At 52.8% G+C, this 13,785-nt stretch carries 10 protein-coding genes; 3 read left to right on the top strand and 7 right to left on the bottom strand.

The annotated features are described in order from the left end of the window. Positions 1-107: 107 nt before the first annotated feature. From A1332_RS10345 to ilvA, 7 genes are all read right to left on the bottom strand, one after another. The gene (locus A1332_RS10345; protein WP_064008406.1) at positions 108-782 is read right to left on the bottom strand and encodes a type II secretion system protein; all 675 of its coding nucleotides are present in this window, start codon (positions 780-782) and stop codon (positions 108-110) included. Between the two features lie 213 nt (positions 783-995). Then, positions 996-2,741: a PglL family O-oligosaccharyltransferase gene (locus A1332_RS10340; RefSeq protein WP_064008405.1), complete on the bottom strand. Its 1,746-nt coding sequence runs from the start codon at positions 2,739-2,741 to the stop codon at positions 996-998. 299 nt (positions 2,742-3,040) lie between these two features. Next, the gene (locus tag A1332_RS10335) at positions 3,041-4,009 is read right to left on the bottom strand and encodes a type II secretion system protein (protein WP_082879636.1); all 969 of its coding nucleotides are present in this window, start codon (positions 4,007-4,009) and stop codon (positions 3,041-3,043) included. Positions 4,010-4,298: 289 nt separating this feature from the next. Further along, the gene (locus A1332_RS10330; RefSeq protein WP_064008403.1) at positions 4,299-4,502 is read right to left on the bottom strand and encodes a hypothetical protein; all 204 of its coding nucleotides are present in this window, start codon (positions 4,500-4,502) and stop codon (positions 4,299-4,301) included. Positions 4,503-4,536: 34 nt separating this feature from the next. Next, on the bottom strand, positions 4,537-5,016 hold the full coding sequence (locus A1332_RS10325) for a tetratricopeptide repeat protein (protein WP_082879633.1): 480 nt from the start codon (positions 5,014-5,016) through the stop codon (positions 4,537-4,539). Further along, on the bottom strand, positions 5,013-6,914 hold the full coding sequence (locus A1332_RS26295) for a general secretion pathway protein GspD (RefSeq protein WP_157203988.1): 1,902 nt from the start codon (positions 6,912-6,914) through the stop codon (positions 5,013-5,015). The genes A1332_RS10325 and A1332_RS26295 overlap by 4 nt, the downstream gene beginning before the upstream one ends. A gap of 583 nt (positions 6,915-7,497) precedes the next feature. Next, positions 7,498-9,039 (bottom strand): threonine ammonia-lyase, biosynthetic, encoded by a 1,542-nt coding sequence (gene ilvA, locus A1332_RS10315; protein ID WP_064008416.1) that lies wholly within the window; start codon positions 9,037-9,039, stop codon positions 7,498-7,500. A gap of 163 nt (positions 9,040-9,202) precedes the next feature. Between ilvA and rpiA the strand changes: the two genes are divergently transcribed. The 3 genes from rpiA to A1332_RS10300 all read left to right on the top strand — a co-directional run bounded on the left by rpiA (position 9,203) and on the right by A1332_RS10300 (position 13,776). Beyond that, positions 9,203-9,880 carry a ribose-5-phosphate isomerase RpiA gene (gene rpiA, locus A1332_RS10310; RefSeq protein ID WP_020481506.1) on the top strand — a complete coding sequence of 226 codons (678 nt, stop codon included), beginning with the start codon at positions 9,203-9,205 and terminating at the stop codon, positions 9,878-9,880. A 209-nt stretch (positions 9,881-10,089) separates the two neighbouring features. Further along, positions 10,090-11,763, top strand: a complete 1,674-nt coding sequence (locus tag A1332_RS10305) for a formate--tetrahydrofolate ligase (RefSeq protein WP_064008415.1) — start codon at positions 10,090-10,092, stop codon at positions 11,761-11,763. Between the two features lie 135 nt (positions 11,764-11,898). Then, on the top strand, positions 11,899-13,776 hold the full coding sequence (locus tag A1332_RS10300; protein ID WP_064008400.1) for a methyl-accepting chemotaxis protein: 1,878 nt from the start codon (positions 11,899-11,901) through the stop codon (positions 13,774-13,776). The last annotated feature ends 9 nt before the right edge of the window (positions 13,777-13,785 follow it).

Genomic DNA, 13,785 nt, shown 5'->3' with positions numbered 1-13,785 from the left:
GCTGCGCTTATCCACCCTACGCGCTGTGCCCGAAAGCTGGCATGGATTCCCACGGCGGAGTGTGACAGCCAACGCTTTGGCGTTTTTGGCGATTTCGATCAATAAGTTCATCGCAACAAACACAGCAAGGTATCGTCGCCACTGCCGGCGATCTGGCAGGAACTGGGCGTTGGGTTATTGTCGGTTTTATCCGGGCCAATGCTGACCAGACGGGCTTTCACCGGATCATCCAAATCCAGCAGCAGATAAGTGGCTTGATAAGCATCGGTAATTACCCACAAATCATCAACACCCGCATAACTCATCAGGCCGCTTTTGCGTTGCAAATAAGGGCCGTTCCAACCGCGATGCGTGTCCGGATTCCAGCCGCTGCCCAAAGGATCGGCAAACAGCATCCAGAAATTGGCCGGGGATTCGCACCAAGCCAGTTTTGCATCGTCGGTAGTGCCCGCTTCGGCGGGTAGATTGACCAAATCCGGGTTGATTTTGCCGGCGTTTGCCGGATCCTCGCAGACGTAAACACCCTGCCCCGGCAAATCATTGCTGCCGCTATCGCGCCGAAACTTTAACAAAGCGCTGCGGATTTCGGCCATTTCAAAGCGCGTGGCATCCTGGCGGCCTTGATCCTGCACGCCTTCATACGCCAGCAACGCCGTACCGGCCACCACCGCCATAAGCGCAATCACCGCCAATAATTCCAGCAGCGTAAAGCCGGCTTGCGGCCGTATTTTTATGGATTTGGAACGCGCGGCAACGTCGCTTGCCGCGACAGACCGCAACATCCTGGAAAAAACAAACAATAAACACCTCATTTACTTGCTTGTGAAAATTAAAAACCTTGCCATCCCTCGTTCCCATGCACCCGCATGGGAACGCACACGGCCTGAATTACTAGCCATACGCTGTGCCTTAGGCGTTGAAAGCTGCAAGTGTGGTTCCCAAGAAGGACCGTGCGAGCCAGATCAGGGCGAACCGTGAGACCTAGAACAACTAGATCAATTTAAAAATCCGTCACGACCTTGAAGCGGCAAGCTGGCTTGCACGCCGGGTATCAGCATTTGCCCGAGGAAAGCTGCTTTTTGCCGATCCGCCGGGTTCAGCCGTTCCAATTCGCTTTGAAAATGGTCGATCCATTGCGGATAAGCGCCCATTGCTAACCTAAGGGTGGCAATGGCTTCGGGCTTGCGACCGTTCAAGGCTTGCATCAATGCTTGCCGGTAGGACAAATCCTTGGTTGGCCAGAACCGATAACTGGCATCCGCTAGCGCTGTTAGCTCGGCACGCATCTCAGCATTTTCAGCGGCCGACGCGAAGGTAAAAATCACCGGCACATACGGAAACAACAGGGGTGCTTTATCGGGCACTTGCTGACAAACCTCGACCAAATGGTCCATGCGCCGCTGCGAGCGATCCGCTATCACGCCCAACAAGGCCAATTCCATTTTGGTGTATTGCCATTCGTGCATACCAGCCGCAAGCAGCGAGAAGCAGAGAGCGCCTGCGCTTACTAGCTTTAAGGCTTTACCTAAATCGATACGCCAAAAACGTTGCTCGCCCAGAGCCAACACCAATGCCGCTATGCCTAAAAATTGTGCATACCAAAGGGGATATTCCAATAAGCTATGTATCCCCAAAACTGCCAACAACATTAGCAACCAAAGGCGTATGCAGGCCGCCGAAGGATTGTTTTGGTCGGCGTCACCCGGTTGACTTTTAAAAAAGGGCTTCAGCCACGCCGCCATGCCCAACAACAACAGCAACACCGGCAGTAGCCCCAACTCCGCCAACAGATGTAAAGGCAAATTGTGCGCATGTTCCAGACGATTGCTTAGCTCCGGTATGTGCTGGCCAGCATTGAAATAGGCCCAATCGAACTGCCCAAAACCCTGCCCCAGCAAAGGGCTTTGGCTAAACAATTGCCAGGCCACCCGCCAAATATGCAAACGTAACGGCGCACCACCGATCTCTTGCACCAAACGGGCTGCGGCGGTTTGTTGGGCGGGTAATACACCAGTAGCCCACAAGCCTTGTAGCAGCAGATAACCGGCAAATCCGAGCAATAAACCGCGCAACCAGGCCTGTTCGTAGCGCCAGGCCAATAAGCCTAAAGCTAGCCAATAAAGCCAAACGCCACGCGACGGCGTCAAGCTCAAGCCCAGGACAATGCTCGCGGCCATCAGCCAGAATAGCGGACGAAACCTTTTGGTAGTGCTATGGCAATACAGCAGTGATGCACCGCCTAATGCCAATAAATCCGAGTAGTTATTGGGTTGGGCCATGCCGCCCCAATTGCCCCTTGTGCCTTGCAAGCGAAACACCAACTCGCGTAAAGCGGCGCAGCTTGCGGCTAGCGCCAAACCAGCCGCCAACCAAAGCGCGACTGATGGAGTTCCCAATTGCTGACGCAATAAAGCAGTCAACACCATCAGTGCTGCGGCCCAGAGTAAATACAACATGGCCATCTGCGCATGCGGCGTTATCACTTGCGGTAGTATTTTTGCCTGTAGGGCCAAATAGACTACCAAGGCCAGCGGCAGTGCTGCGATTACCGGTATCTGCAAATCCTCGGCACGCCGCAGCAGCGGCATAGCCGCCAGACAGGCTAACAAGCCAGCGATTATCGCCAGCCATTCTTGATGAAAAGACGGCACCGGCTCCAGATTCCAGGGAGCAAACAGCGGCAAGAGGGGCATCAAGGCCAGCAGCGACAACGTGGTTTTTGCCCAGGAGTGTGATTTCATCAAGGTCTTTGGTTCTGAACGAAGCCAGCTTCGTGGATTTAGTATTCAGTGATTAATAGGTTAAGAGCTCTCGCTCCTCTGTCCCTCGTTAATGCGGAGGGATGTATACCCGACTCGAAGTGCGGATGGATTCCCACGGCGGACCGTGGGAACCAGAACAACGATAGACAAACCCAGCGACAACAGACATCCCAGCCTGCCGGATTCCTCGTTCCCACGTGGGAATGCATACCTGCAGTGCGGCAAAGTCAGCGCTCCAAGGTTGGACCTTTAGAACCGAACTCGGGCCTCGCTAGGCATTATTGACCAGCGTTAGCGCCCGCCAATGTTTGGTCAACGATACGACCTTCTGGGTCGACCATCCCGATAAAACGGGCTTTTGCAAAAATATCGCCGGCACCAATGGTGTTTGTAGTAGACGAGCCGACATGGAAAAGGGCGACGTAGCGGGCATAGTTGTTAGCCGGATTGATGTTGGCTGACCCAGCAGTCGGTGCCTGGGAGATCGCAACACGACTACCTGCTGTGGTGCCTGGTACGTCTTTACCAAAGCCTAATGCCAAGACTAGATGGCACTCTGTTTGAGATAAGCTGTCGTTGATCAGATTTAGAGCTTTGCTCAAGTTTGCTGTATTACCGCTAAAGGTAGTGTTGATCGAATCCGTACCAACTTGACAACCTGCTACACCGTTGGAAGGAACAATGGAGATAGACGCACTCGTGATAGCGGTACCTTCGGGATATTCAGTTACGCCAGTGTCGTCAATCACTAACTCGTCCGCTGGGTTAAGATCTGCTGCTGGGTTGCTCTCGTTAAATGCCAAGTTGGGCACGTTGCCTGGGAGGAATGTACTGGTATTTTGCAAAGTTTGCAGTTCTTCGATACCTACTGCTTCCAATGCAGTGGCGACATTCACCCATGTGGTATTAGCAGAAGTAGCGGTTGAGATTGTCCATTGTCCAAAGAAATCTCTGGTTTGGCCTGCTAAAAGCGCTTGTGCGCCACTGGTTGTTTGCCCACCCAAGTTCGCCAAGTTATCCCATTGGTTTGGAAAACGATTTTCTACCGCGCGGAAGTTACGGATGGAGCTTTCGGCGCTGAGTAGGTTGTTGGACGCAGCGGCTTCGTCGGCGTTCTCGCCAATCCCCTCATATGCCACCAACGCCGCAGTAGCCAACGTAGCGATCAGGGTGATAACGACCAACAGTTCCAGCAAGGTGAAACCCGCTTGTCTGTGTTGCAGTTTTTTAAGTTGTTTAGCTTTCATACTGTTTTTCTCAAATGTAAATGCCGCAACTGCCTCACGCAGCCTGTTGGTCATCTTATTTTTTTGGTTTTTTGATGTGACCCCATCACACTCGTTTAGTTATGCGCATCCGTGCGCGGATTAGTCCTGAATTCTCTGTCTTCCTCGTCGCCACTGGGCAGAAAAAGATGGGGGATTATTTAGAAAATCTCCCCTGGCCCCTCTTTGCCAAAGAGGGGAATTAACAAGGCTAACGCGGCCTTATTCCCACTTTCCCGCACTTCCACACGGACCGTGCCAGCCGCAAGTATCAGGCTTGGCTCGGTAAGCTGCTGTCCACCACAAAGCGGTATTGTTTACCGCAGTGCAAAATCACTTCTTTTTGCCGACGTTTAAGGATTTTTACCTCGACGCGGATTTCGCCGAAGCCGTCGTGCTCTAATACTTCATCGAGCAATTCCATCAGCTTGCTTTTGACGGGTTCGGCTTGCGTGTCGTGAAGGTTGTTCGTCATTTACTTGTCTCCCTATTCAATTCAAGCAGGCTGTTCATTGCGCCGGCAAGGCCAGTTTGTAACCGCTGTGGCGGGCCTGATTCAGCCAGTAGTCGGCTTTTTCCTGTTGTTCCAGATTGGGGCTGGTGGCGTGAACCCGGTACAGCATGTATTGCGCATGCGCATGGCCCTGGCGGGCGGCGGCTTCGAACCAGCGCGCCGCAAGCGTCATGTCTTGCGGGCCGCCCAGTCCCAGGTAATACAGTTCGCCCAACAGGGCCTGACTATTGGCGTCGCCAGAACCGGCGGCGCGATGGCACCAATCGAAGGCCTGGGCGAAATTGATCTTGCGTAACTTGTCGCCATAGCGGTAGGCGTAGCAGTTTTCGGTAGCAATATCGGCCGGCGTATCCAGGCCCATATGGTTGGGCTGACAAGCGGAGCAGAGTATTGTGGCCAGCGCCAGACTAGCAGTTCTACTCACCGGGCCCTTGCGGGGGAATGCGCGGAGTGTGTTAAAAATATTGCGGCTCATTGATCCGACTCCCTCAGGCGCGGCGGCGCACAAAACTCCCCGCACACCGGTTCGTCGGGATTTTCCGGTTTGGGCACCGGTTTGGCTTGCATGGCGGTATCCGGTGCGTAGCGGTGGTATTTGTCGGTGGGATCGTATTGTTCGTGGTGATCGTTGCCCTGGTTCAACACGTAGGGGGTAATCAACAGCACCATTTCCGATTTGCTGTCGGAATCGCTGGTTTGTCTAAACACCTGGCCGAGCAGCGGAATATCCGCCAAGTAAGGCACTTTGCGGCGGTTGCGGGAAAAGCTGTCGCGAATCAAGCCGCCGACGGCGACGGTGTAGCCGTGTTTGGCGAATATTTCGCCCTGCATGCGAGCAGTGGTAATGGTGTCTATCGGTAAATCCAACACCTTGTCGTTATTGTTGCTGGTAATGGGTATCGTGGCTGCGCCTTCGTTGAGGGTGGAGTTCTCCTGATTCATTTGAATATGAATACTGCCGTCGGCATTAATATGCGGAACAATTTCCAGCGTGGTTCCGATGTCGAGCAGCTCGGTTTCCGGACTGGAAAAGGTAGTGGCCGTGTTGGTGTTTTGCACGTTGCTGACCGCATAACCGCGCACCATGACCCGTTCTTCACCGACGAACAAGGTGGCGGGGCGATGGTTGGACGCAACCAACATCGGATTGGAGACGACGTTGACCCGGTTGTTTTTTTCCAGAAACTCGATATTGGCTTTGACTTTATCGCTGACAAATTCATAGACAAAGCTACCGCCGCCGGTCAAAGCGGCTGCACCGCCCATAATTAGCGGGTTAACGCTATCGCCTTGGGCTTTAGTATTTTTGATTTCGAAGTTAAAGAGTGAGGAGAAATCTTCACCGACTTTGACGTCGATGATCTTCATTTCCAACATAACCTGAGTCTGCGGGATATCCATTTGCTGCACTAGATCGGCGATCGATTTGAGGATGTTTTGATCGCTGGTTTTAACGATTAACTGGTTATGCTCGTTATTGACCGTAACAGACACTACTTTATCGGCACCCGAAACTTCTGAAAGTTTTTCCGTGTCGATGCGCTTGTTGTCGCCGGAACCTGACGATAATTGCTCCAACTGATCGACGCTCAAATTATCGGGTACCCGATCCTGGAAAGTAATATTACCCCCCACACCGCCTGACTGATTGTTACGGCCGTCGCGATAGCCATAGGCGCGGTTAACGCCGTAGCCGTTGCTGCCGCGCACGCCGCCGGAGCCTAAGAAACCACCACCGTAGCCGCCGCCTGCGCCTCCATAGCCATAACCACCCATGCCGATACCACCCATACCAGAGCTACCCATTCCTCCCATACCGCCAAAGTTATTGCTGCCTGTCATGCCGCCAAAGCGGCCGCGGTTGCCCGCACCGCCAAATCCACCGTTGCCGCCCATGCCGGTGTTCATTACCGGATTGAAGCTGACTCGCACGCGCGGCGCATAAAGATTTTGTATAGCCATGGCGATGGCGATGACATTAGGGGTGCGCAGTTGGAAAACCTTGATGTTGTCGTCCTGGCCCAACATCAAATCCTTCGAATACTGTTCCTTGGTCATCAATCGATAGGCTCCCGATTCGCCCTCGTCGCGGCGATACCATAGATCGCTGATGCGGCAGATGGAACGGATAGCCTCTTCCAGGGAAACCTTTTTTAGAAAAATCGTCACATTCTTTTTGCCGGCTTCCGGGGTGGCAACGATATTGACATTAGCGTCTTCCGACAGTACGCGGATGATGTCGGAGACCTGGGAGTTTTTGAATTCCAGTTCCTGAATTTCCAGAGACTTGGCGGCCGCAAACACGTCAAAGCCTGCCGACAGCAGCATGAGCATGCATAACACCTTGATGTGCCTTAGTTTGACGATTTTCAATTACACCCTCAGTAACTTGATAATTCATGTTTTGCACTTATCGAAAATCTTGGCGCGCTCGGACGCTTTAGTCCCAAGACGCTTGCCGTTTTCGTATCAGCAGGCTGTTTAAAATTTGAATATAAAGATGCTTCCGTCATGTAAAAACCGTTGATCAAGCTGTCCCTGGCCGAGGCCAAACCGCATGGATAAGTCGAAGCACGCCTACCATGGTTTTGGCTACCCGGTTCCTGGCGGGAACGACGGTTTTTCTGGTCTGACAGAAGCATCTTTATATTCAAATCGCCATAGCACAAAATGGCGCGCATTGTATGTTGGGGAATTCCCAGTTGTCGTTAGGAGTAAATCCCGAATTGTTTGCCAATAATTCCGGGCGTTAAGGATATTGGCGTAATAATTTGCCGAAGCACTTAAGGATATTAAGCACCTGGTTTGTTGGTTTAAGGATTTAGTTGGAAATAACGTCCGGCGATTCTGATTGCACCGAATTGCGAATTTACTCTCCCCTCTTTGAAAAAGAGGGGCTGGGGGAGATTTTTTAAATAGATCCTAAGATTAGGAGGCTAAACGGGAGCGGAAAATGTTAGCCGCCGATGTCGGCAGATTCGCTACCACCAACGAACAGGCGGTAAGCTGGATTACCGGTCTCATCCTGGTATGCAAGCCCCAAAGCCGATAAACATTGCTCGAAGCGCTGCCGTTGCTCGCCATCGATCTGCAGGCCAATCAACACCTTGCCGAACGCCGCACCGTGATTGCGGTAATGAAACAGACTGATATTCCACTGACTGCCCAGCGACAGCAGAAATTTGAGTAGTGCGCCGGGGCGCTCGGGGAACTGGATGCTGTAAACACTTTCCTTCAACTCGAATGGCGCATGACCGCCGACCATGTAACGGATATGGTCCTTGGCCAGTTCGTTGCCGGTCATATCGGTCACCGGAAAACCGTCTTCGGCCAGCTGCTCGATCAGATGCTGCCGATCGTTTTCCGCGCCGCTGCTGCTGATACCGACAAAGACTTGAGCCATGCGCGCGTCGAAATAGCGGTAATTGAATTCCGTGATGCTGCGCTTGCCTATCATTTTGCAAAATCTCAAAAAGCTGCCAGGCACCTCCGGTATTTCTACAGCCAGCAGAATTTCTCTATGTTCGCCTACCAGTGTGCGCTCGGCAACGTAGCGCAAACGGTCGAAATTGATATTGGCGCCGCTGTCGATGGCAATCAGAGTGTGTTGCTGTAGATGCTGTTGTTCGGCATATTTTTTCAATCCCGCCACTGCCAAGGCGCCGGCCGGCTCGGCGACCGAGCGGGTATCGTCGAAAATGTCTTTGATGGCCGCGCAAATCTCGTCGGTACTGACGGTGACCACCTGATCGACGTACTGCCGGGCGATGCGAAACGGTTCCTCGCCAATTTGTTTCACCGCCACGCCGTCGGCGAACAAGCCGACTTGTTCCAAGATCACGCGCTGCCCGGCGTTTAAGGCTTGATTCAAACAGTCGGCGTCGTCTGGTTCCACTGCGATGACTTTAATATCCGGGCGCACGAATTTAACATAGGCGGCAATACCGGCCACCAGTCCGCCGCCGCCGACCGGCACAAATATCGCGTGGATATCGCCGTTATGCTGCCGCAGGATTTCCATGCCCACTGTGCCCTGCCCGGCTATCACTTCCGGGTCGTCGTAAGGATGGATGAAGGTCATGCCTTTTTCCGCGACCAATTCCATGGCATGCGCGTAAGCGTCGTCGTAGGAATCGCCGTGCAGCACGATTTTCGCACCGCGCGCCTTGACCGACTTGATCTTGATTTCCGGGGTGGTTTTAGGCATCACGATCAGGGCTTTGATCCCCAATTTTTTGGCCGCCAAGGCCACACCTTGGGCATGATTGCCGGCGGAAGCGGCGATGACGCCGTGAGCAGTTTGCTCGGGTGTCAGGGAGGCGATTTTGTTATAGGCGCCGCGCAATTTAAACGAAAACACCGGCTGTAAATCTTCGCGTTTCAGATAGACCTTGTTGTTGGTTTTTTCCGACAGCGTAGCGGCAAAATCCAGCGGGGTTTCCTCGGCAACGTCATAAACTTTTGCCCGCAATATCTTTTCTATGTATGTCTGCATTATTGTCCTCGGCAACTGCTGGCGCAATTGCCGTCCATGCGTTGGTCCTGGGGTTGTGTAGGCGTAAAAACTGCTGAGAGATCAGCGTCAATCGGTTATTATCCCATACAATGACGGGTTAAACGCCGTGTCAGATTTATAAGAGCAATCCATCAGGACCATCACCATGACTCAAGACGAATTAAAAAAACAAGTCGCCCAAGCAGCACTGCAATACTTAAAAAACGTACCCATCATTGGCATGGGCACCGGCTCGACCGTCACGCATTTGATCAACTTGCTGGCCGACTGCGATTTCAAAAGAGACATCGAAGGCGCGGTATCCAGCTCGGCTAAAACCACAGAACATTTACAATCCATCGGCATTCGCGTCATCGACCTGAATCAATCCGGCGATTTGGATATTTATGTGGACGGCGCGGATGAAGTTACCCCACATAAAAAAATGCTGAAAGGCGGCGGCGGCGCGTTGACTCGCGAGAAAATCATCGCCGGCGCCAGCAAAAAATTTGTCTGCATCGTCGACGAAAGCAAATGCGTGGACGTGATGGGCAAGTTTCCATTACCCGTTGAAGTATTGCCCTTATCGCGCAGCTTCGTGGCCCGCCAATTGGCTAAATTGGGCGGCCAACCCGAATTACGCATGAACAAGGACACCGGCGTCAGCTATATCACCGACAACGCTTGCGAGATTCTGGATGTGCATAATTTGAGCATTCTGGATCCTGTGGAGTTGGAAAAAACCATCAACAATATCCCCGGCGTGATCACCAACGGTCTGTTTGCGATCCGTGCCGCGGATGTGGTGTTGGTAGGCAAAGGCAGCGAAGTTATCACTTACTAAACCGCCGCACCTGTTATGGCGACAGGTTGTCCGCTGCGACGACCTTAATCGCCGAAACGCCGGAAGCGCACTTATCAACCAGGCGCTTCCGGCTTTTCTCCATTAAATTTCTGGCTGCCCAAGCCGTTGAACTCTACAATATCCGCCCATCGCAGCCGCCGGCTGCTCTGCAAAACTGCAACGCTTCTCAGAGTATTTTAGGAATTACCATGTCTGACATTGAAATTGCCCAACAGGCAAGCATGCGCCCGATTATTGATTTGGCCGGCGAAAAATTCGGCATTCCCGCCGAACATCTGGACCCTTACGGTCATTACAAAGCCAAAATTTCCCTGGAATATGTCAACAGCCTGACCGATAAAGCCGACGGCAAACTGATTTTAGTCACCGCGATCAGCCCTACCCCGGCGGGCGAAGGCAAAACGACAACTACAGTAGGTTTAGGTGACGCGCTGAACCGCTTGGGCAAGAAAACCATTATCTGTCTGCGTGAGCCATCGCTTGGCCCGTGCTTCGGTGTAAAAGGCGGCGCGGCCGGCGGTGGCTATGCGCAAGTGGTGCCTATGGAAGACATCAATCTGCATTTTACCGGCGACTTTCACGCCATTGGCGTGGCGCACAATTTATTGTCGGCGTTGATCGACAACCATATCAATCACGGTAACAAACTGGACATAGACCCGCGCCGCATCCAATGGAAGCGCGTGATTGACATGAACGACCGGGCGCTGCGCAAAATTACTATCGGCCAGGGCGGACCGGCCAACGGCTATTTACGTGAAGACGGCTTCGACATCGTGGTGGCGTCGGAAGTGATGGCAATACTGTGCCTGGCAACCAGCCGCGCCGACTTGAAAGAACGCTTGGGCCGCATCGTCATAGGCTACAAATCCGATAAAGTCACGCCGGTTTATGCCAGCGACCTGAAAGCCCACGGCGCGATGGCCGCCATCTTAAAAGACGCAATCAAACCGAATTTGGTGCAAACCCTGGAAAACAATCTGGCGATTATCCACGGCGGCCCATTTGCGAATATCGCCCACGGCTGCAACACCGTCACCGCTACCAAAACCGCTCTGAAACTGGCCGATTATGCGGTGACCGAAGCCGGCTTTGGTGCCGACTTGGGTGCGGAAAAGTTTCTGGACATCAAATGCCGCATGTCCGGCTTAAAGCCCTCGGCAGTAGTATTGGTCGCCACCGTGCGGGCATTGAAATTCCACGGCGGCGTAGCCAAAGACGACTTGAACCAGGAAAACCTGGCGGCGCTGGAAAAAGGTTTCGCCAATCTGGAACGCCATCTGCATAATATCACGCAGCATTACGGCCTGCCCTGCGTCGTCAGTATCAATCATTTTACTTTCGACACCGACGCCGAAATCGCCTTGCTGCAGCAGAAATGCGAAGCGCTGGGGGTTAAATGCGTGGTCGCCAAACACTGGGCGCACGGCGGTGCCGGTGCGGAACAGCTGGCTCAGGAAATACTAAATATTGTCGATCATCGCGAACCTAGCTTTAGCTTCGTTTACGACAGCGAATTACCGCTGTGGAATAAAATCGAAACCATCGCCACCAAACTCTACGGCGCGGCAAAAATTAGCGCCAGCCCGAAAATCGTTGCCGAGCTGAAGGCGCTGCAAGCCAACTACGGTCATTTTCCGGTCTGCATGGCCAAAACCCAAATGTCGTTTTCTACCAATCCCAACGCCAAGGGTGCACCGTCCGACCATGTTGTGGAAATCAATGAAGTACGCCTGGCCAACGGCGCTGGTTTCATTGTGGCGATTGCCGGCGACATGATGACGATGCCGGGCTTGCCCAAAGTACCCGCAGCGGAACTTATCGATATTAGCGATGACGGCGTGATCAGCGGTTTGTTCTAAATATCGATAGGCGAACTGGTTCGGTTGGGGGCGTTTTGTCGGCCGCAATCGGCCAGTTTACTTCAAGCGATTACGTGGCAGGTATAAGTACCCTGGGCTATGCTTTATTTAAAAAAATAGTCGCCGGGAGTGGACATGCTTGACCTGCATACCGTTAAATTCAGCCACAAAATAGCAGCCCTATCGCTGATTCCCTTAGCCGGTTTACTGCTAATGGCCTCCTTCGTGGTTTACACCCATATAGCGGAGATGCAGTCAGCGAGAAAGATTATCTCTTTAGCCGACTTTTCAGTGTACGCCAGCGATCTGGTACATGAATTACAAAAAGAACGCGGGTTGTCGGTCGGGCATCTGGGCAGCGGGGGCCAGAAGTTCAAGACAGAACTGGAGCAACAACGCTTAGCCACCGACGGCAAACTCAAACAACTGAATGCTTTTCTCAAAACATTCGATACCAAAGCCGCCGAAACCAATCTGACGGCCGGTTTGGCGGCGGTGGACCGGCAAATCGACGAACTCGACGAGACTCGTCAGTCGGTCACTACCTTGCGCGCCAGCGGCGAAGCCACCATCAATTACTATTCCAATCTAAATGCAGCCTATCTGGCGATCATCGCCCAATTGCCGCAGTTGAGCACCAATGTACAAATCAATCATAAGCTGGATGCCTACGCCAATTTCCTGAAGGGCAAGGAACAAGCGGGCGTGGAGCGGGCGGTATTGGCCAACACCTTCGCCAAGGATGCTTTTGGGCCTGGCATGTATGAAAAACTGGTGACACTGATCGCTTTTCAGAATACTTATCTGGATATTTTTGCCTCGGTCGCGCCTCAACAGTACCTGGATTATTTACAACGCACTCTGCGCGGACAATTCATAGACGAAACCACCGCCATGCGTAATAAAGCCCTGAGCCATGCCGATAAAGGCGGTTTTGGGGTTGATCCGGCTCACTGGTTTTCGATGCAAACCGGCAAGATCAATCTATTGAAGGAAGTGGAAAACTATATCGCCAAGGACACCATAGACTCGTCTAAGGCGATAGAAAACAGCGCCAGCCGCCAATTATTGTTCAACGGTATTTTTATCGTTATGGTAGCCGGTTTATCCTTCTTGTTATTTTGGATACTACGCAAGGATATCGCCAATCAGTTGGGCGGAGAACCGTTGCAGGTTAATAACCTGGCGGTCAATATTGCTGCCGGCAAGCTGGAACGGCGCGGCATGCCACAAGCGGCGCAACATGTCGGCATTTTTGCCGCAATGCTGACCATGCAAAAACGTCTGGCCGATGTAATCGGCACCATCGGCAGCTGTTCGGCGCAAATCGCTCAAGCCTCTACTGAAGTCAATAATGCCGCGCAAACACTCAGTCAAAGCAGCTGCGAACAAGCGGCCAGTATCGAACAAACCAGCGCCGCACTGGAACAATTGACCGGGTCGGTAGAACACAACCATGAGAATGCGCAAACCACGGAAAAAATAGCGCTTACCGCGGCCGAATCGGCGCAGAGCGGTGAACAAGCAATCAGAGACACCGTGGAGGCGATGAACAAAATCGCCGAAAAAATCGGCTTAATCGAGGCCATTGCCTACCAAACCAACTTGCTGTCATTAAACGCTTCAATTGTTGCCGCCAAAGCCGGCGAACACGGCGCCGGCTTCTCCGTGGTGGCGACGGAGGTAAGAAAGTTGGCGACCCGCAGTCAGGATACCGCCAACGAAATCGGCGAACTAGCCAATACAGGCCTGGACATCGCCCAAAACGCCGGCCGTATCTTTAGCCAAATGCTGCCCAGTATTCAAAAGACCGCTACGCTTGTACAGGAGATAGCCACGGCATCCGACGAACAGGCGGCCGGCGTCCGCCAAATCAGTCAAGCGGTAGGACAATTGGATACGGCGATTCAGCATAATGCGGCGGCTTCAGAGCAATTGGCCGCCACTGCTGAAGAATTAAACGATCAAAGCCAAACGCTCATGCGGGAAGTTGGCTTTTTTAAGATGCACTAACACAAAAAA

This window comes from Methylomonas methanica, from assembly GCF_001644035.1.
GTDB classification, from domain to species: Bacteria; Pseudomonadota; Gammaproteobacteria; order Methylococcales; family Methylomonadaceae; genus Methylomonas; species Methylomonas methanica_A.
Note: the sequence above shows the minus strand (reverse complement) of the source record. Positions and strands in the feature narration are given on the sequence as shown.

Excerpts from the sequence above, each read along its gene's own strand:
- A1332_RS10345 (WP_064008406.1), bottom strand. The coding sequence starts at position 782 with ATGTTGCGGTCTGTCGCGGCAAGCGACGTTGCCGCGCGTTCCAAATCC.
- A1332_RS10340 (WP_064008405.1), bottom strand. The coding sequence starts at position 2,741 with ATGAAATCACACTCCTGGGCAAAAACCACGTTGTCGCTGCTGGCCTTG.
- A1332_RS10335 (WP_082879636.1), bottom strand. The coding sequence starts at position 4,009 with ATGAAAGCTAAACAACTTAAAAAACTGCAACACAGACAAGCGGGTTTC.
- A1332_RS10330 (WP_064008403.1), bottom strand. The coding sequence starts at position 4,502 with ATGACGAACAACCTTCACGACACGCAAGCCGAACCCGTCAAAAGCAAG.
- A1332_RS10325 (WP_082879633.1), bottom strand. The coding sequence starts at position 5,016 with ATGAGCCGCAATATTTTTAACACACTCCGCGCATTCCCCCGCAAGGGC.
- rpiA (WP_020481506.1), top strand. The coding sequence starts at position 9,203 with ATGACTCAAGACGAATTAAAAAAACAAGTCGCCCAAGCAGCACTGCAA.
- A1332_RS10305 (WP_064008415.1), top strand. The coding sequence starts at position 10,090 with ATGTCTGACATTGAAATTGCCCAACAGGCAAGCATGCGCCCGATTATT.
- A1332_RS10300 (WP_064008400.1), top strand. The coding sequence starts at position 11,899 with ATGCTTGACCTGCATACCGTTAAATTCAGCCACAAAATAGCAGCCCTA.